General features: G+C 63.3%; 12 protein-coding genes and 1 pseudogene. 10 read left to right on the plus strand and 3 right to left on the minus strand.

What is annotated here, in order from left to right:
• The first annotated feature begins 25 nt into the window (after window positions 1–25).
• The 6 genes and pseudogenes from HGSM_RS07955 to HGSM_RS07980 all read left to right on the plus strand — a co-directional run bounded on the left by HGSM_RS07955 (window position 26) and on the right by HGSM_RS07980 (window position 6,602).
• A complete protein-coding gene (locus tag HGSM_RS07955; RefSeq protein ID WP_019148217.1) occupies window positions 26–961 on the plus strand; it encodes a carbohydrate ABC transporter permease in 936 nt (311 codons plus the stop codon).
• On the plus strand, window positions 958–1,872 hold the full coding sequence (locus HGSM_RS07960) for a carbohydrate ABC transporter permease (RefSeq protein ID WP_019148218.1): 915 nt from the start codon (window positions 958–960) through the stop codon (window positions 1,870–1,872). Before HGSM_RS07955 ends, HGSM_RS07960 begins: the two co-directional genes overlap by 4 nt.
• A gap of 164 nt (window positions 1,873–2,036) precedes the next feature.
• Entirely contained in the window at window positions 2,037–2,879 is an 843-nt protein-coding gene (locus tag HGSM_RS07965; protein ID WP_019148219.1) for a PHP domain-containing protein, read from the plus strand.
• 14 nt (window positions 2,880–2,893) lie between these two features.
• Window positions 2,894–3,502: a MarC family protein gene (locus HGSM_RS07970; RefSeq protein ID WP_376780685.1), complete on the plus strand. Its 609-nt coding sequence runs from the start codon at window positions 2,894–2,896 to the stop codon at window positions 3,500–3,502.
• Window positions 3,503–3,904: 402 nt separating this feature from the next.
• A pseudogene (locus tag HGSM_RS07975) lies at window positions 3,905–5,561 on the plus strand (DEAD/DEAH box helicase).
• A 267-nt stretch (window positions 5,562–5,828) separates the two neighbouring features.
• The gene (locus HGSM_RS07980) at window positions 5,829–6,602 is read left to right on the plus strand and encodes a ferritin-like fold-containing protein (protein WP_195891366.1); all 774 of its coding nucleotides are present in this window, start codon (window positions 5,829–5,831) and stop codon (window positions 6,600–6,602) included.
• A gap of 148 nt (window positions 6,603–6,750) precedes the next feature.
• Here the strand turns inward: HGSM_RS07980 and HGSM_RS07985 are convergent, their stop codons facing one another.
• Entirely contained in the window at window positions 6,751–6,975 is a 225-nt protein-coding gene (locus tag HGSM_RS07985; protein ID WP_019148223.1) for a DUF3107 domain-containing protein, read from the minus strand.
• Between the two features lie 139 nt (window positions 6,976–7,114).
• Window positions 7,115–7,849, minus strand: a complete 735-nt coding sequence (locus tag HGSM_RS07990; protein ID WP_019148224.1) for a TetR/AcrR family transcriptional regulator — start codon at window positions 7,847–7,849, stop codon at window positions 7,115–7,117.
• A 137-nt stretch (window positions 7,850–7,986) separates the two neighbouring features.
• Here HGSM_RS07990 and HGSM_RS07995 point away from each other — a divergent pair, with 137 nt between their 5' ends.
• Window positions 7,987–11,439 (plus strand): ATP-dependent helicase, encoded by a 3,453-nt coding sequence (locus tag HGSM_RS07995; protein ID WP_019148225.1) that lies wholly within the window; start codon window positions 7,987–7,989, stop codon window positions 11,437–11,439.
• Window positions 11,432–14,935, plus strand: coding sequence for an ATP-dependent DNA helicase (locus tag HGSM_RS08000; protein WP_019148226.1), 3,504 nt, complete (start codon window positions 11,432–11,434; stop codon window positions 14,933–14,935). The genes HGSM_RS07995 and HGSM_RS08000 overlap by 8 nt, the downstream gene beginning before the upstream one ends.
• Before the next feature lie 67 nt (window positions 14,936–15,002).
• Here HGSM_RS08000 and HGSM_RS14110 read toward each other — a convergent pair whose 3' ends face one another.
• Window positions 15,003–16,520 (minus strand): phosphotransferase, encoded by a 1,518-nt coding sequence (locus tag HGSM_RS14110; protein ID WP_019148227.1) that lies wholly within the window; start codon window positions 16,518–16,520, stop codon window positions 15,003–15,005.
• Between the two features lie 99 nt (window positions 16,521–16,619).
• Here HGSM_RS14110 and nudC point away from each other — a divergent pair, with 99 nt between their 5' ends.
• Window positions 16,620–17,654, plus strand: a complete 1,035-nt coding sequence (gene nudC, locus HGSM_RS08010) for an NAD(+) diphosphatase (protein WP_019148228.1) — start codon at window positions 16,620–16,622, stop codon at window positions 17,652–17,654.
• Window positions 17,655–17,760: 106 nt separating this feature from the next.
• Window positions 17,761–19,797: an ATP-dependent DNA helicase UvrD2 gene (locus tag HGSM_RS08015; protein WP_040594967.1), complete on the plus strand. Its 2,037-nt coding sequence runs from the start codon at window positions 17,761–17,763 to the stop codon at window positions 19,795–19,797.
• The last annotated feature ends 200 nt before the right edge of the window (window positions 19,798–19,997 follow it).

Raw genomic sequence — 19,997 nt, forward strand, 5'->3', positions numbered from 1 at the left:
CCGGCACCACACGAAAGGACCTCTCATGGTTGACGTTGCAACCGCCCCCGTAAGACTGGCTACAAAGCCGAGCCGCAGGCACCGTGCGCAGGCGCGCACCGCGTGGCTCTTCCTTGCTCCATTCGCAGTTCTGTTCATAACCGTTTTCATCATTCCGATCTTCAGCTCGATCTATAACAGCTTCTACGGGATGAAGCAGTCGGGCCTTGGCCTTGGCGCCCCTGAGCGCGTTTTCATCGGATTGCAGAACTACACGGAGACACTGACCTCCGAGGCGTTCTGGAGTGGGATGGGTCGTGTTCTTGGGTACGCGGCATTCCAGATCCCGATCATGATCCTCGGTGCTCTTGGACTGGCTCTTCTACTGGACTCGCTTGCCGCCAAGTACATCTCGTTCTTCCGTCTGAGCTACTTCCTGCCCTACGCCATCCCGGGCGTCATCGCGGCTGTGGTGTGGACGTACCTGTACCAGCCAAACCTCAGCCCAATCGTTAAGGGACTGAGCGCGATCGGCATCAATGTGGACTTCCTGTCCACCAACACGATTTTGCTGTCGATGGCGAACATCACCACGTGGACGTTTATGGGTTACAACATGCTCATCTTCTTGTCCGCTCTCCAGGCGATTCCCGGTGACCTATACGAGGCTGCTCGCCTCGATGGCGCGTCAGAGTGGCGCATCGTACGAGCCATTAAGGTTCCTATGCTGCAGGGCGCTGCGATGCTCGCTGTTCTACTCTCCATCATTGGCACCATTCAGCTCTTCAACGAACCCACCGTGATGAAGCGGTCGGCCACATTTATCGATTCGGCGTACACGCCGATGATGATGGCCTACGACCAGGCCTTTGGCCCGTCCGCCAACCCGGGCAAGGCGGCCGCGATCTCCGTTGTCATGGCAGTGATCGCTGGACTGCTCGCTTGGTTCTACACCCGCGTGAACAAGAAGGTGGCGCAGTGAGTACGCTAACTCCAACTCGAAAGTCCGATCCGCGCGCGGCCCGCGCAATCCGCAAGGACCGGATCGATTCTGATCGCGTTCCCACCTCGACCAAGGTCATCACTCGCGCGGTCATGATTGGTGCCGCACTGTACTTCCTGTTCCCCGTGTGGTGGCTGCTGGTGTCATCGTCCAAGCCCAAGCCGGACCTCTACTCGACCTCGGGCTTGTGGTTCTCCGATAACTTCCAGCTGTTCGACAACTTGTCGCGGGCGATGACGTACGGCGAGGGTCACTACCTGCGCTGGATAGGCAACTCGATCCTGTACTCGGGTGTTGCGGCGATCCTGGGCACACTCGTCTCGGTTGCTGCTGGGTACGCGTTGTCTAAGTTTGTGTTCCGCGGCAAGAACGTGGTGACGATCTTCATTTTGGGTGGTCTGCTCATCCCGGCCGCCCTGCTGACTATCCCGCTGTATTTTGTGTTCAACTCGCTGGGTATCGTGAACACGGTGTGGGCGGTCATCATTCCGTCCATCGTGTCGCCGTTCGGTGTGTTCCTTGGGCGGATCTACGCTGATTCATCGGTTCCGGACGAGCTGATCGAGGCCGCCCGTGTGGACGGCGCAAGCGAGGTCCGCACGTTCTTCACGATCGTGCTGCGGATCCTGTCACCGGCTCTCGTGACGATCGCACTGTTCATCTTTGTGGCCACGTGGAACAACTTCTTGCTGCCGTTGGTCATGCTGAACAACTCGGAACTGTTCCCTGTGACCCTGGGGCTGTACACGTGGCAGTCCTACCGTGCCGTGGACCTGACGGACATCGTGCTGGTGGGCTCGCTGTTCGCGGTTCTGCCGCTCGTGGTCACCTTCCTCGGCCTGCAGCGCTTCTGGCGCTCCGGCCTGGCCATGGGCGCGGTCAAGGGCTAGTTGAGCTCAGTTGGGAGGGGTTCGCCTGCGGACGGACCCCTCCTTTTTTATTTCCGACGATCGTGGTTACAGCCCAGCCCCACGCGCAGTTGCGTAGAGGGAAGGTGGGCGGGAACACGTCCGTGGCCCGTCCATTTTAGGTCGGCGCAACTTATCCTTGAAGAATGCGCATCGACCTGCACGCTCACACCACAATGTCGGACGGAACCGACTCGCCACGCCAGTTGGTTCACGCGGCTAAGGCCGCGAACCTGGACGTGGTGGCGATCGTGGACCACGATTCCACACGTGGATGGGACGAGGCTGCGGATGCGGCACTCGAAACAGGTGTGTCACTCGTGCGCGGCACCGAGGTCTCGGCTAAGTATCAGGGCATCTCAGTGCACCTGCTGAGCTACCTCCATGATCCGCTCGCTCCAGTGCTCGTGCAGCAGAACGGAAGGGTGCGCGATGCTCGAGTCAACCGCGCTCGAACCATCGTGTCCCTCATCGAGCAGGACTATCCGATCACGTGGGATGACGTGCTGGCGCAGACCGAGGAGGGCACAACGATTGGTCGCCCCCACATCGCTGATGCGCTCGTTGCCGCCGGCTCAATTGGCACGCGCTCCCAGGCGTTTGCCGAGATCCTTTTCCCCGGCTCCCCGTACTACGTCCCGCACTATGCCCCGGACGCTATCGATGCGATCGCCGCGATCCGCGAGGCCGGCGGAGTCGCCGTTTTTGCGCACCCCGGCGCGAACGCGCGCGGGCGTGTGGTGCCGGATCACGTTATCGGTGAGATGGTGGAAGCAGGTCTCCAGGGTCTCGAGGTCTTCCACCGCGACAACCCCCTAGAACAGCGCGAGCGCCTCCTGACGCTCGCGAACTCGCACGATCTACTCATCACCGGGTCGAGCGACTATCACGGAGACGGCAAACCTAACCGTCTCGGAGAAAACACCACCGACCCGGCGGTGTTCGCAGCAATTGAGGAACTAGGCGTGACTTCAGTGGTTCGATCGTGAACGACATCATCAACATGCGGCTCGTCGTCGAGGTCTACGTGACTCTCTTCGTCATCATGGACCCGCCCGGCACAGTGCCGATCTTTCTTGGCTTGACCAGCTCGTTTACAGCCAAGCAGCGCAAGCAGGCTGCGCGCACCGCGATTCTCGTGGCTGCGGGCGTTATCTTGGCGTTTGCCGCGTTTGGGCAGCACATCCTGAACTATATGCACATCTCACTGCCGGCGCTCCAAGCGTCTGGTGGTCTGCTGCTCCTGCTCGTGGCGATGCAGTTGCTGACAGGGAAGATGGAGGAGGCAGGGGAGAACCCGACCTCCAAGAACGTCAACGTTGCGCTCGTGCCTCTCGGCACCCCGCTGCTCGCTGGCCCCGGTGCGATCGTTGCATCGATGCTGTTTGTGCAGCGCGTTGACGGCGGAACTGCCGACTGGGTCGCACTCGCGGTTGGCTTTGCGTTGGTGTGCCTAACCCTGTGGGCAGCCATGCGCTTCGCATCCGTCATCCACCGCGTTCTCGGTGAGTCCGGCACCATCCTAGTGACTCGAATCGCCGGTCTGCTGCTCGCCGCAATTGCCGTCCAGCTCATGGCCGATGCGATCACCGCGTTCGTGAAGGCGGCGTAGCCGCCTCAGGTCCTTCGCTACGCGCAGATGATTGTATTTCGATCGTGCCGGGCACTCAGCCTCATGCTGGGAGCCCGGCACGATCGTCGTTAAGAGGGTTTTCACGCGTGGACGGCGCGTAACGTACGCCGCATTCCGCAGGAAATGGCCGCCTGGGTAGTAGAATGGCGGTGTTATCGGTTGCCCGTTCGTCTCGATCATTTTTTGCTCGCAGGAAAGCATTTACCTGCAGCGCGCATTTTCACGTTCGGCTACCATCGCAGGCAGGCCGCCCGCACCACCGGAAACGTCGCTCATCACTGATGGTGAGCGCCCGCCGGCGCGCGAGAACACGACTCAGGTCGAACGAGAACGCACGCGTCACTCCGGCGCGCGAGTGCCGCCACAAATTAACGAGGCACAGTGACCACCACGTCATCGAGCGTCCAAGACATCGACGCCACCTTTGCGGACTTCCCAATCCGCCCTGAAATCGTTGAAGCCCTTGCTGAAGAGGGCATCACCACACCGTTCCCCATCCAGGCAATGACCCTCCCAGTGGCACTCTCTGGCCACGACATCATCGGCCAGGCTAAGACGGGAACGGGTAAGACTCTGGGATTCGGTATCCCACTGCTCAACAAGATCGTGGCACCGGACGAGGACGGCTTTGACCAGCTTCCCGCCCCGGGCAAGCCACAGGCTCTGGTCATCGTGCCTACCCGCGAACTTGCGGTGCAGGTTGCCAAGGACCTCGAGGCGGCGTCCACCAAGCGCTCCGTACGCGTAGTCCAGCTGTACGGTGGCCGTGCCTATGAACCACAGGTTGACGCGCTCAAGCGCGGCGCCGAGGTGGTCGTGGGAACGCCAGGCCGCATGATCGACCTCCTGAACCAGAAGGTCCTGACCCTGTCGCGAGCAGCTACCGTGGTGCTCGACGAAGCAGACGAGATGCTCGACCTCGGCTTCCTGCCGGACGTTGAGAAGATCCTCGCGCACACTCCGGCGGTCCGCCACACCATGCTGTTCTCGGCAACCATGCCGGGCGCAGTTGTGAACATGGCCCGGCGCTACATGAGCCACCCAACGCACATCCGCGCCAACGACCCGGACGATGCAGGCTCGACTCACAAGAACATCAAGCAGGTCATCTACCGTGCGCACGCTAAGGACAAGACCGAGATGCTCGCCCGCATCCTCCAGGCCCGTGGGCGTGGCCTGACTATCGTGTTCACTCGCACCAAGCGCACCGCCGCAAAGGTTGCCGAGGAACTTGTGGACCGCGGCTTCGCGGCTGGATCCCTGCACGGTGATCTCGGACAGGGTGCACGCGAGCAGGCATTGCGCGCGTTCCGCAACGGCAAGGTCGACATCCTCGTGGCAACCGACGTGGCTGCCCGCGGAATCGACGTGGACAACGTCACCCACGTGGTGAACTTCCAAGTTCCAGAGGACGAGAAGACCTACCTCCACCGCACCGGTCGTACCGGCCGTGCAGGTAACAAGGGGACCGCTGTCACGTTCGTGGACTGGGATGACGTCCCACACTGGGCGCTCATCAACAAGGCTCTCGAGTTGGGCATCCCGGAGCCCATCGAGACCTACTCGAGCTCCCCACACCTGTTCACCGATCTCGACATCCCCAGAGGGCACCAAGGGCCGCCTGCCCAAGGAAGCACGCACGCGTGCAGGCCTTGACGCTGAAGTCCTCGAAGACCTCGGCGAGACCGGAAAGCGGACCTCAAAGGGCCGCCCGGAGCGCTCTTCGCGTGACGGTGGACGCTCCCGCTCCGGCGAAGGCCGCCGTTCCGAGGGCGCACGCTCCGAAGGATCTCGCTCTGAAGGATCTCGCTCGGAAAAGGCAGCCGGCGAAAAGCGCGGCGAGCGCCGCCAGCGCAACCGCACCCGCCGCGTAAACGGCGAGGTTGCCGAGCCAAAGTCTGGTGCTGCCGCGGAAAGCGCTCCCTCCACACAGAGTGCGGACGGCGAGAAATCAGGCGATAGCCGCCCACGCCGTCGTCGTCGCCGCAGCGGTGGTGCAGGTTCGAACGAGGGTGCAGCACAGAGCGCAGCCGAGTGACCCTCACTCAATAACGTAGTGATGCCCGTATCCTCCAAGAGGATGCGGGCATCACTGTGTTGAGGCCGTGCGGCCAGTGCTTGGTAGCGCGAGTCGAGGTGGCGAGGTGCGCGCTGTGGTGCACGGCGCGTGGCTGGGCCGTGGCTGGGCCGTGGCGTGAGTCGCTCGGCGCACTCACCCTCCTACCCATCGTGAGATCCCACCGCGGGGGTCCTGCCTGCGAGGTAGCTGTGAGAGCGGGCGACTGTTAGGGACTATGCTGGTCTGGTGAGTCAAGCATCAAACACGAGCGACAGTAACCACCCCGCCCCGGCCCCAACCCAGGAGGCGGCTACCCAAGCACCCGAGCGCGTTGAGGTGTCCACACAGGATGCTATTGAGCTGCTCGGCCTCCTCGCCTTCGCGGAACTGTCCGCGCAGATGCGACTCGCCGTCGACGCGGCACTGAGCCCGACGCCCGAGCACCGGCTGACGCACGCTGGTCTTTCGGCGAACGCGCACGGCCGTATGGTCGCGCTCACTAACCTCATCGCCGAGTACGGCGTGGACGGTCAGTCCGTGGTCGTGCGTTACAACGACGCATTCGCAGACTACGAATCGCGGACCCGCTCCGAAACCTGGTACGAGCGCGTGCTCAAGGGATACGTGGGCCACTCCGTAGCGCTCGACTTTTGCAAGCTCGTAGCGGAGGCACTCCCGGACAACCTGCAGGAGCGCATTACCGCGATCATCGGGAAGACCAACGAGTCCGAGAACGCCGCCGCGATTCTCTCCGCAAAGTCGGAATCCGACCCAACCTTTGCATCGCGCCTTGCACTGTGGGGACGCCGGCTCGTTGGGGAGGCGCTCGGCCAGATTCAGGGGCTGGTGATCAGCAACCCCGCGCTGGAGCGTCTCGTTATTGCGGCCGCACACAACCTAGGAACAGAGGTCAGCAGCCCAATTGTCCAGGAGCAGCAGAAGCTCGAGACTGCGTGGGTGTTCTCCAAACTCACAGCCGATCACGCGCGCAGGATGGACAGGATCGGGCTCGCTGCCTGATTTTGCCGGGACGCCACCGACGGAACGTGCGCCCGGCGCCGCGTGAGGTGCGGGGCGGGCGAAAGTCGATCGTCGTGAGTACGTAAAAGGACGGGGGTCCGCACCATAGTGCGGACCCCCGTCCTGCTCTGTCAGTGAGCGTGAGCGATCAGAGCTGCCCGAACCCGACCGCGCGCTTTTCCTCAGTGCCCAACTCAACGTAAGCGATCGAGGCGCCCGGAACGAAGGTGGTGTTGCCCTTCGAGTCGGTCAGCACGAGCGCGGTTCCGTCAGCGAGCGCGGCAGTGACTGCTGCGGTGAGCTCGGCTTGGGTCGTCTCGGTCTCGACCTTTACCTCGCGAGCGTAGTTCTGAATACCAATGGTGACCTGCATGGTGTGCTCCTTAGTGCGTGGTACACGCTGTGGGCGTGCTCGGTTTCTACACTGATATTAGGACGCGGCGCGCTGGTTAGGAGAGCCGCACGCTTGTTTTGTTCTCACGGCGTAAAACCTGATACGGGAGGCCGGGCGGCTAAGGGAGTTCGCCTGCTCCGTGCTGCTTGAGTACGCCTCCCACGCCTCGCCAAGTGAACTGCGCGATGAGTTCTACGCGTTGAGCGGGGGTCAGGATGTCGAGCGGATCGGGGTCCAAGGTATCCGCAGCTGCATGCTTGGCCATCGCAACCGACGCGCGCGCGACCTCGAGGGCCGCGGAGTCTGGGAGAGATGTCAAGGACATGAGGGTCTGGGCCACGAGGTGGGCTACGTGGGCGTTGGGTGCTTCAACCCGAGCGCGCATCTGTTCGTCACGAGTGACGTCCGAGTCGAAGAGAAGCATTGCGGCAACACCGCAGGAGTGGACGAAGTCCACGTAGGCGTTGATGACAGTGTGGACGATGCGCTGACCCAGGTCCGTGGGGGCGCCGGCCGTGGACGTGGCGATGTCGAGCGCACGCGTGACGGTGTCGATCAGAGCGCCGCCGCGATCATCAAGAAGTGCTAGGTAGAGGTCCATCTTGGATGGAAAGTGCTTGTACAGGACCGGCTTGGTGACCTGCGCGGCCGCGGCAACATCCTCCATGGAGATGTGATGATAGCCGCGCTCAGCAAACAGCGGCTGCGCAATTTTGATGAGCTGGACGCGCCGTTCCGCGGCGCTCAAACGTGTGCGGGCGAGGCTGGAAGTGACGGGCTGTGAGTTCGCGGGCGCACGGTCGCGCGGAGCACCGGTGGGTGCCTCGCGTGAGTCGGGGGTCAGGACACTCATTTGGTAAGCGTAGACCAGTGTTCACCCCTTGGGAACAGCCGTATCGAATGACGGCTATCTGATTGGGTTTGTGTGCTTTCTTGCGGGCTCCGGCGGGGACGGATTTGCGTGTCGGAGGGCTGTGCTTTGATGGGGTTGTGAAACTGCTTGCCCCTTCCTTAGCCGCGTCCCCTGCTCATGACCTGCCCGAGCTGGATGAGTCTCAGCGCCGTGTGGTTGAGGCGGTCGCGTCGGAGCACAGGGACGTTGTGGTCTCGGGTGCTCCAGGGTCTGGAAAGACACGCCTGGCGGTAGAACTTGTCCGAGATGCCATCGAACGCGGCGTGGACCCCCGCAGAATTGTCGTGCTCGCCGCCACCCGCAAAGGGGCGGGCACGCTACGTGACGTGGTGACCCGGTCCGTTGCGGTTCCGGTGCAGGGCAGTGCGGTGCGCACGCCCGCGGCCCTCGCATTCTCCATTCTCACGGCGCGGGCGACGAGCCTCGGGCAGGGCGTGCCACGGCTTATCACGGGCGGTGAGCAGGACCAGATCCTCGCGAGCATCCTCCAGGGCTACTCTGACGGCTATCTCAAAGGGCCGGCGTGGCCAACTTCAATCCCCGAGGAGACCTTGGGACTGCGCGGGTTCCGCGCGGAGTTGCGCGACCTCCTCATGCGCGCGGCCGAGAACGGGCTCGACGCGGATGGCCTCGCGGAGTGCGGCACCCGGTTTGGGCGCCCCGAGTGGGTCGCCGCGGCCTCGATCCTGCGCGACTACAGCGACGTCACGAGCCTATCCACGATCGTTTCCGACACCGGGCGGCGGTACGACCCCGCCCAGATTGTTGAGGAGGCGGCTCGTGAACTCGCCGTGTGGACGGGCGCCGGTAGGCCCTCGTTCGACCTCGTGATTATCGACGATTACCAGGAGGCTACGGCCGCAACGGCACGCCTGCTGTCGGTCCTGAAATCTGACGGAGCGCAGTTGGTCCTTATCGGAGACCCGGATGTTGCCGTCCAGAGGTTCCGTGGCGCGCGTCCCACGCTACTCGCTGCGGCCGGAGCCGAGCCACCGGCTGGCGGAGTCCCCAGCCCGGCGTCGCTGGGGCAGTTTGGTGCGCGGGAGATGACGCTGGATTATGTGTGGCGCGGTGTTAGGGCCGGGGGAGAGTCTGGCTTTGAGGGACTGCGGGACAGCGGGGGACAGTGCGCCGCCGAAGATTTGCGCTCTGCGGTGCGCGCGGTCACCGTATCGATTGCGTCGGCGGGCCTAGTCAGGCACCGTGCGGCGGGGGCGGGTTCACACCTGGTTGATCCTGCTGAGGCTGATACTGACGGGGAAGGTTCCGGTGAAGCCAGGGCTGCCAAAGCTGGGGCCGAGACGAACCGGGCAGGTGATGCCGTCCGCGTGCGCGTTTTCCCCACTGAGGCGCTGGAGGCAGCTCACGTCGCCCGCGAACTGAGGGCTGAGCACCTTCGCAATGGTGTTCCGTGGTCGGACATGGCCGTGATCTGCCGTTCTGGTGCCGACCTGCTTCGGATGCGCCGGGAACTCGCAAGTTCAGGAGTGCCCGTTGCCGTGGTTGGAACGGATGTTCCGCTGCGTGACGAGCCCGCAGTGCGCCCGCTGCTCCTCGCCCTCCGGAGTGCATCTGGCGAGCTAGACATAGACGTGGCGGTCGATCTCCTCAGCTCAGTCATTGGCGGTGCAGACCCCATCGCACTGCGAAGGATCCGCCACGCACTGCGCGCCGAGGAACTGCGCGGTGGTGGTGGCCGAAACTCGGACGCGCTGATCGTGGACGCGCTTGAGGACCCTGCCCGGTCGACCACTCTGGGCGCGGTAGGCGCTCCTCTGGCCCGCGTTGCCCGCGCACTTGCAGCAGGGCGCGCAGCCCTAGCCGAACCCGGCGCAACGCCGCAGACCGTGCTGTGGGCCGTATGGGACGCAACCAAACTCGCGGAGCTCTGGCAGAGATCAGCGCTGATGGGCGGAGCGGGTTCGGAGCGCGCCGACCGTGACCTCGACGCGGTGATGTCGCTGTTCCGGGCGGCGGAGACATTTGTTGACAGGCTCCCGGAGGCGGACACCTCGAGTTTCCTCGAGTTCATCGAATCGCAGGACATCCCCGCGGACTCCCTGGTCCAGCAAGTCGCCTTGGGCGGGAAGGTCTCCCTCCTGACTCCCGCAGGCGCCGCAGGAAGCGAGTGGCCGCTTGTGGTTGTTGCTGGTGTGCAGGATGGCGTGTGGCCGGACCTGAGGCTCCGCGACTCGTTGCTCGGCGCAGCCACACTCGCTGAGGTTCTCTCAGGCAGGTCACGAGACGCCCGCGGACTGGGTAAGGAGGCACGGCGAGAGGTCTACTACGACGAGCTGCGATCCTTTGCGCTCGCGGTCTCGCGGGCGTCTCGTCGCCTCATCGTGACCGCCGTCGAGGACACGGAGACTGTCCCCTCGTCGTTCCTCACTCTGCTTGATCCCAAAGCAGGACTCGACTCGGAGGGAGAAGCGGAAGTCTCTGCAACCGATCCAGCCGCACAGTCACTCGATCTCCGCGGTCTCGTCACGGTGCTGCGCGCCGAGATGATCGTGGGACTCGAGCAGAACGACCGCGAACTGACACTGTCTAGGGCCCAACTCCTGAGCTACCTCGCGTCCGTGGGAGTCTCGGACGCCCACGTCAGAAACTGGTACGGTGCCGCGCCGGTGTCCAGCACGGAGCCGCTTTACGCGGATTCCGAGAAGGTCTCCATATCTCCTTCCAAGGTTGAGTCCGTAGGACGATGCGCGCTGCGTTGGTCGCTCGAGTCCGCCGGTGGCAGCCCGCGCTCCGGGCTCTCCCAATCCGTGGGGACGCTCGTGCATGCGATCGCAGCGGACTTCCCCCAAGGGACGTTCCACGAGCTCGCGCAGGAACTCGACAGGCGCTGGCACGAGCTGGGACTACCTGACGGTTGGCCCTCGCGCCGCCAACGTGAACTGGCGCGCGGGATGGTGGAGAAACTCGCGCAGTACTACTCCACCAAGGTCCCGGCGGACCTGAGCCGTGTCCTCGTGGAACAGGAGTTCCGTGTGGACGTCGCGGGCGCAACCCTGGCCGGAATCGTGGACCGCTTAGAGGTCACGCACGATGGGTACGCCAAGGTTGTGGACCTGAAGACCGGTAAGAACGTCCCTTCCGGTGACAAAGCCAAGGAGAACCCTCAGTTGGGCATCTACCAGCTGGCACTCCTAAGCGGAGCCTTTGAGGGAGTGTCACACTCACTCGGGGCGGAACTCGTCTACGTAGGTAAGCAAAGCCAGTCCGTCACAACTCGGAGTCAGCCGCCACTTGAAGACGCCACAGATAACTGGGCGACCAAACTAGTGGAGGACTCGGTCCAGCTCATGCGATCCTCCACCTTCGCTGGGGTCGTGAACGAGCTGTGTCAGGTGTGCCCGGTACGCAGATCGTGCCCGCTCAACTCCGAGGGCCAGCACGTGGTCAGCCTAGGCATGCCAGTACCGCGTCCGTGTTCGGATGACGACCCCGCAACCGGCGCCACGAGCCCAGAGGCACATGGCACTGCTTCAACTTCACCAGCTGATAAGGAATCAGAGAATGCTTAGCGCGCGCGAGATTGCTGACCTCCTCGGGCAACCTCACCCCACCCAGGAGCAAACCCGGATCATCGAGTCTCCACTGCACTCGATGCTCGTGGTTGCGGGTGCTGGAAGCGGCAAGACGGAGACGATGTCCGCGCGGGTTGTCTGGCTCATCGCAAACAAGATGGTTGAACCCCAGGAAGTACTGGGATTGACCTTTACCCGCAAGGCGGCCGGGGAACTGCTCGAACGTGTCAAACTGCGCCTAGCCCAGCTCGATGCCGCACTGTCGCAGCGGGGGAACGCGGAGGACCGCAACCCCGAAGGAGCGTTGGCGCAGTCAAACGACGATGGTCAGGAGACCGACTCTGATCGGGCATACGACGCACTCAATCGGCCAACAATCTCGACCTACAATTCGTACGCTGCATCGCTCGTGCAGGAACACGGGTTGCGCATCGGACGAGAGCCAGGTGCGCGGATGCTCTCTGAGGCGAGCCAATGGGCAATTGCCTCTGAGATCGTCGAAAAGTGGCAGGGCGACCTCACCACCGACAGCGCAGTTTCCACTATTACTCGGGCAGTTCTGACCCTTGCGGGTTCACTCAACGAACACTTGCTCAGCGTCGATGAAGCCAAGCAGAAGATCCAGGATCTCATCGCACCTCTCGAGGACATTCCGCTCGCGCCCGGACGCAGAAAGAACATCGCAAAGGATGTCCTCGCACTAGGGACGTCGCTGTCCACCCGCCACCAACTGCTCGACCTCGTGCACGAGTACGAGGAGTACAAGCGGATCAACGAGTCCATGGACTTTGGAGACCAAGTGGCGCTCGCGGCGCGTTTGGCCGAGACCGTGCCACTGGTTGGAGAACTGGAACGCGAGAGGTTCAAGGTCGTCCTACTTGACGAGTATCAGGACACCTCGTACGCGCAAATTCGGTTCCTGTCCGCACTGTATGGGAATGGACATCCCGTCACGGCGGTGGGTGACCCCAACCAGTCGATCTACGCGTGGCGGGGAGCGAGCGCCGCGGGACCCGCGCGGTTCCCAGAGCAGTTCCGAAACTCCGATGGGACCCGGGCCTCAGTGTTCAAGCTGAGCACGTCGTGGCGGAACGACGAACGCATCCTTGAGGTGGCAAACGCAACGTCCAAGCCGCTGTTTGAGGCCGACAAGGACAACGCCCTTCCGGCCCTGCAACCACGACCCAACGCGGGAGTTGGCTCGGTGTCCATTGGCTACTATGAGACCATCGAGGACGAGGCGGAAGCGATCGCCCAGCACCTCAAGCAACACTGGAAGCCTGGCGTGTACAGCGCGGCTGTGCTGTGTCGAAAGCGCAGTCAGTTCCCGCTCCTGGAGTCCACGCTCCGGGCCCATGGAATCCCCGTGGAGGTCATCGGCCTGGGTGGCTTGTTGGCCACCCCCGAGGTCGTGGACCTCGTGGCATTCCTCGAGGCAGCTCATGACCCCTCGCGCGGTGACTCTGTGATGCGCCTTCTCACCGGACCGCGCTTCAACCTCGGGGCTGCTGATCTCGTGGCGCTGGGTACGTACGCCCGCAATCTCTCACGCGCGGCCTCACAGCGGGCACAGGCATTCGCGTCTGCGAGCGGGAACAAGCCGGACGGCGAGGATGCCGAGACCATCGCAATCGACCCGTTCGAGGAGCGCTCGATCCTTGACGCGCTCGCGGAGCTCCCCCGGCTCGGGGGTGAGGTCCCGCGTGAACTGGAGGGCATCACCTTCACCGAAGCGGGGATGGAGCGCATGAGGGATCTCAACCAGGCCCTCGAACACCTGCGATCGCTCACCTACCTCCCGTTGCCCGAACTCGTGGAGGCCGCAATCAGGACGTTGTCGCTCGACGTGGAAATGACTCTTGCGACGGCCCGATCCCGCAGGGCGGGTGCCCCGTTTGATCCGACCAATCCGTTTGGCCGCGCCCACCTCGACGCATTGAGGCGCGTGGCCGCCCAGTTCAGCGACTCAGCAGTGGTCCCCACTCTTGGCGCATTCCTGGCGTGGCTGAAGGACGCTGTGAGCCAAGAGCGAGGACTCGAACGGCCGGTGGGTCGCCCTGACCCTAACGCTGTAGCACTCATCACCGTCCACGCCTCCAAGGGCCTGGAATGGGATGTTGTCGCCGTTCCGGGACTCAGCGATGGGCAGTTCCCGGGTACTGCCACACTTTCCGCTGGCGGACCCAAGGACTCGGCTTGGCTCACTGACCTAGGTGCGCTGCCGTATCCCCTCCGCGGGGACGCGCGGGACCTGCCACAGCTGGACTACAGCGACGCGGAACATGACAAGGACGTGGACGACGCGATCAGCAGGTTCAAGCTGGATGCGGGGGACCAGTACGTCATGGACGAGAGGCGGCTCGCCTACGTTGCATTTACGCGCGCTAAGTCCAACCTCTTCCTGACCGGCGCATGGTGGCGAACTGCAGTCAAGCCGTCATTCCCCTCGCCGTTCATGAGCGAACTCGTTGATAACCCACACGTGACCCAGACCTACGTTGCCGCCGAGCCGGACCCAGACACTGAGAATCCTCGCAATGGGGAGGTGCTGGAGGCGCACTGGCCCTTCGAGCTCCACGACGAGCCGACGCACTCGATCCTCCAGAAGGCTGAGACTGCGGACCCACGCACGGTACTCGACGCACTGGCTGCGCTACCCACACAGCAGGGCCACGCGGGTTCAGGTGTGGCTGACGAGCAGCGCACGGTTATCGCCCGGACACTTGCGGTCACGCGCCTGGCGGCCAGGATTGTTGCTAACACCCCGGCCACACCTGAGGTGCTGGATCAGGAGATGCGTAGTTCCTCGGGCGTCGACCTCGTGGAACTTGCTGACGTGCTCCTGCGCGAGCGGGATGTCCACGTTGCGAGCGACGATCAAGTGGAATTTCCCGACCACATCTCGGTGTCTGGAATCGTGGACATTGACCGGGATCGTGCCGCCTACGCCCTAGCACGCCGCCGCCCAATCCCGCGGGAACCGTCGATTGCGTCACGTCGTGGAACGACCTTCCACGTGTGGGTGGAGAATTTCTACGGGTCGCATTCGCTGTTTGACCTCGACGACCTGCCTGGGGCAGATGACGACTACCTTGAGGCTGACCAAACACTCGACCAACTGAAGTCCACGTTCGAATCCTCGCACTGGGCGTCACTGACCCCGGTCGCGCTCGAGCGGGACATCGACATCGTTGTTGCGGGAGTGGCGGTACGCGCACGCATCGACGCGGTGTTCGAAGATCCAGAGCGTCCGGGCGGCATTGTGGTTGTGGATTGGAAGACGGGTCGGGCGCCCACGGACGCAGCAGAGCGCGCGAGCAGAGAGCTCCAGCTTGCCCTCTACCGGATTGCATGGTCAGAGGCTACGGGCACGAGCCTCGACCTGATCGATGCGGCGTTCTACTACGTGGCAAGCAATGAGACTGTTCGACCCAGCCGCCTCGCCACTAAAGAGGAGATCGAATCGATCATCAGGGGTGAGCAGGAGGCCTAAGCATTGATTTTGTTGGGGCCATTCCGGTCCTCAGCCGCTCAGTAGTGCACCGACGCGAGAGCCGCGCCTAATTTCCCCTGTCAAACGGGTCATCGGAGATGGCGTCGTCTGAGGGGTCGAGATCATCCGCGTCGAGCGCAACCATCATCTCGGTGGGGTTGTCCGCGTATGGCATTGGCGGGTGTGCGCGCTCGTAGTCAGGGACAATGAACGATGCGTCTGCGGGGGAGTCCTGCGTCACAGGGTGGCCACCCGTGCGAGCGGATGCCGCGGACTCGGCGCTTCGAGGGGAACTCTCAGAGCCGGAAGACGTTGCCGAAGCAGTCGAACCTGTCCACGGAGAGCGACCGGCAGCCCGCTCCTGGACGGGCGCGGAATCGACCCCGAGTGACCAGCTCGTTGGTTCCGCATCCTCCGGTACCTCAACGAAGGAAGGTGACTCGCTTACGGTCGCGTGCGCCTCAGTGGGAGATGAACTCGATGCCCTGGCATCCGACCCGGTGTCCGACTTCGTGCCCGATTCAGTACTCGATTCAGAGTCCGACCCACCTTGAGCGCCAGACTCAGTTGCAGCCACCGCGATCTTTCCTGTGTCACCGATCATGCGGACCCGCTGCACCTTTTCGGCACCCACCTCGGTGCCTGCGAGCTCGTGCGTGAGCGTGAAGTTGTCGTTGCCTGAGGTTGCCTCCACGAGGTCGGCGAGCATGGACTCGGCGTCCGCGATGACCTCCTGGTTTCCTGTGCGGGTCCCGTGTAGGAGCCATCCCAGCAGCGCGAGTTCGCTTCCGAGCAGTGCACGATCAATGAGGTGTGGGTCGAGCGAGTCCTTGCGTTGCAGTTGGTAGGCCTCGAAGATCGAGTCCACGCAGTCCACGGGAGCGCCGGCCACGAGCCACGCTAGGTCGTCTGCCGGGTCGCCAACTCGGGCCGAGGACCAGTCGGTGATTCCCGAGACCTGACCGTGCGCCATGATGACGGAGTCTTCAGACAGGCTCGTGTGCGTGACAACGGGCTGGAAGCGCCACAGCGTGACGTTTTCCAGGGCGCTCTCCCAGCGGCGCAGGAGCGGCACGGGGACGCGGCCCGTGGATGCTCCCTCGTCGAGTTCGGCGAGGCGGCGGTTACGGTACTGTTCCGCGCTGTACACGGGGAATCCGGCGTCCTCGATGACTCTGATTGGAAGCGAGTGGATTGCGCCGATCGCCCGTCCGAGGTGAGCCGAAACCCCCGGTCCGGGAACGAGCCTCGCAAGGTTGAGGGGGTTGCCCATGACATGCGGGTACACCACAGCCTTGCCACCCTCATCGAGGGGTGTGAATCCGTGTGGCTGGGGGATGACGAATGGCAGAGTTCCCGAGTCCACAAACGGCGCGAGTGCGCGCAGCAGTGCGGCCTCGCCCTCGAGCGCCGCTCCCGACGCAGCGCTCAGCGGCGCGCGGACAATCCACTGGCGCGCTTCCGAGTCGAGGATGAGAGCAGCCTCGAATCCTTCCGGTGCGGGCGCGGACTTGGCCTGGTAGATATCGAGGCCGGGGACCGCCACGGTAGCGAGGGCTGCGAGTGCGAGTACGGATCGGGTCACTCCTCAAGAGTAGTTGGAAAATCAAGGAGCGCCCCGCTTGGCTGCGGCGTTGTCGCATTTTCGGGTGGGTGGATCTGATCCGTTATAGAGTCTGTTTTGATGGATTGGTCAACTCTTCCCCTCGCTTATTCTTCGCTCGAACGCGATGCGTTCTCCCGCCGCGACCCGCAACTGATCGCGCGGCTGCGCGAGAACCCCGCCACGCGCCTGCTGATCGTGCACGATCGGCAGCTCGCTGTGAATGCTGGGTCGCCACGTGATGCTGGTGCGGAGGCACAATCGTCGGAAATTATCGACGATTCACAGGGCCACCAGGACCGGTCACCATGGGTGGACTGGGATGTGGTCGACGTTGCCGCACTGGAGGCGATCCGCGCGGTCTGGGTGTACGTGGGCAAGGTGCGGGCCCAGTCGCTCGGCGCTGAGGGCGATGGGGACGTGGACGTGCTCGCGGCGGTGCTGCCAAGGGAAATCCCGACCACCTCTGGACATGGGCGGGGCGTGCAGAAGTGGGTTGACGAGACTACCTTCATGACCCTGCGCGACCTGGCGGACCTAGCAAACACGGACCTCGCAGGGGTCGTCACCCCGGCGATCGCTTTGGCCAACTGGCACGACAGTGCCAGGTTTTGTGGGCGCTGCGGCGGAGTCAACACGGTGACGCAGTCGGGGTGGAGCCGCACGTGCGGAACCTGCCGTACTGAGATCTTCCCGCGCATGGACCCGGCCGTCATCATGGCGATCGTGGACGATTCGGACCGCATCTTGCTGGGAAATTCGAGCCGTTGGGCCCAAGGCCGCTACTCCACTCTGGCCGGATTCGTGGAGCCGGGCGAGTCGCTCGAGAATGCCGTAAGGCGTGAAGTGCACGAGGAATCCAACATTGAGGTCGGCGAGGTGCGGTACATGGCGTCTCAGCCGTGGCCGTTCCCGGCCTCGCTGATGCTGGGGTTCTTTGGTAAAGCTGCCTCCACGGACATCACCGTGGACGAGGAAGAAATCCGGACCGCGGACTGGTTCACGCGCCAACAGGTGATCGAACTGTGCGGAGCCGGGCAGATGACGTTGCCAGGGAAGACCTCAATTGCCCGCGCGCTGATCGACACCTGGATGCGCGGGGAATCGCCCTTCTAACTCGACCGCCGTTTCTTGGCGGTTTGGCCGTACTGTAGGCGCCCAGCTGCGATCGAAGGGGCACGGCTGTGTATGGTGGGCACGTGTGTCAGTGGAGACTGAGACAATGGACGCGATGAACTCCCAACTGCTTTCCCCGGATGAGATCCTGTCCGCCCTCGACCCAGAACAGCGCGAGGTCGCGCAGGCCCTGACGGGACCCGTGTGCGTGCTCGCGGGGGCCGGAACGGGCAAGACACGGGCGATCACGCACAGAATCGCGTACGGCGTGCGGACCGGCACCTACGTGCCCAACTCAGTCCTCGCCGTGACCTTCACCGCGCGCGCAGCGGGGGAGATGCGGACCCGGCTTCGGGACCTCGGGGTTGTGGGCGTACAGGCGCGAACCTTCCATGCCGCTGCACTGAAGCAGTTGTCCTACTTCTGGCCCAAGGTCATTGGTGGGGCGCCGCCACGCATCATGGAGCACAAGGCTCAAGCTGTCGCAGAGGCGGCGCGCAGGCTCGGCCTCGAGGTGGACCGGGTTGCCATCCGAGACCTCTCCACCGAGGTCGAGTGGGGCAAGGTCTCGATGGTGAGCGCGGAGAACTATGAAAAGGCCTGCCAGTCGATTGGTCGCCCTGCGCCGGTCGGATTTGACCACCGCACGGTCACGCGCCTCATGACCGCTTACGAGGAGGTCAAGGAACTACGCGGGGTCATCGACTTCGAGGATGTCCTGCTCCTGCTCGGTGGGATGCTCGCCGACAACCGCGCCATGGCGAATGAGGTGCGCTCGCAGTACCGCAGGTTCGTGGTGGACGAGTACCAGGACGTCTCGCCGCTTCAGCAGTTTGTGCTGGACCAGTGGCTCGGGGACCGCAAGGAACTGTGCGTTGTGGGCGACCCCTCCCAGACCATCTACTCGTTCACCGGGGCGACCCCGCACCACCTGCTGACCTTTGGCAAGAAGTACGAGGATGCTTCGACGATTCGACTCGTGCGGGACTATCGTTCAACTCCCCAGATTGTCGAGCTTGCTAACGGCCTGCTCAAGAACGCGCCCAAGAAGACCTCGTACCCCGTCCTAGAGCTGGTTGCGCAGCGCGAGTCGGGTAAGAAGATTGGCTTCTCCACCTACTCCGACGACGAAGCCGAGGCTTCATCCATTGCGGCCCGCATCAAGCGGAACCTTGCGGCGGGCATCAAAGCCCAGGACATTGCGATCCTGTACCGCACGAACGCGCAGTCGGAGGCCTTCGAGACCGCACTCTCGGACGCGTCGATCAGCTACGTGGTGCGCGGCGGCGAGAGGTTCTTTGCCCGTAAGGACGTGCGCGACGCTCTCGTTCTTCTGCGCGGCGCAGTCCGCTCCGCTGATCCAGCAGACCCACTCACCACGCACGTGTCCAACGCCGTAGCAAACCTCGGCTGGTCGGCCACACCACCCTCTGGAAGGGGAGCCGCGCGCGAGCGCTGGGACGCTCTCAACGCTCTTGTATCCCTTGCGCAGGACATGGAGTCCAAGCATGGTACGTCCCTCCCAGAGTTCATCGCAGACCTTGACGAGCGCGCCCGTAACCAGCACGCACCCACCGTTGACGGGGTTACCCTGGCATCCCTGCACGCGGCCAAGGGCCTCGAGTGGGATGTTGTCTATCTTGCTGGGCTCAGCGAGGGCCTCATGCCGATCTCGCTCGCGGAGACAGATGAGGCGGTGGCCGAGGAACGCAGGCTCCTGTACGTGGGCATCACACGTGCACGCATCGAACTCGAACTCTCGTACTCCCAGTCACGCTCCGGTGGTTCTCGGGCCCCGCGCTCCATGAGTCGGTTCCTGCGAGGACTGTGGCCAAACACCGCGGCTCCACAGACCAGCACGCAGGTCGGGTCGAGATACTTCGGACGGGACATCCCGATGCCAGGGGATATCGATGAGGATTTGTACGCGCGGCTCAAGGGGTGGAGAGATTCAGTCGCACAGGAGACCGGAATGACCAAATCCTCCGTGCTGCCTACGGCGGTTCTGGAACGTTTGGCAACGTCGCGCCCCACCTCGATGGAGGGGCTCATGAGGATTCGAAGCATTGGCCAGGACCGCGCAGAACGGTGGGGAGACACCGTTTTGGGGCTCATCAAGGACCACCTCGAAAAAAACTTCTGAAAAACTCGTTAAATAAGTTGCCGACCTTCGAGCTGACCCCTACTGTTGAAAGAGTCCGAAACAAGCACGGTGAAATTCGCCGCTGTCACGGGCCACAATCCAGAACTTTCTTGGTGTTGAGGCGCGAGGCTACGGTGCGTTGATCCCAAAGTCGAATGGAGGTGGAGCCAAGATGAAGAACATGAATTACACCACTGCTG

Source organism: Timonella senegalensis JC301, assembly GCF_000312125.1.
Classification (GTDB): Bacteria; Actinomycetota; Actinomycetes; order Actinomycetales; family Cellulomonadaceae; genus Timonella; species Timonella senegalensis.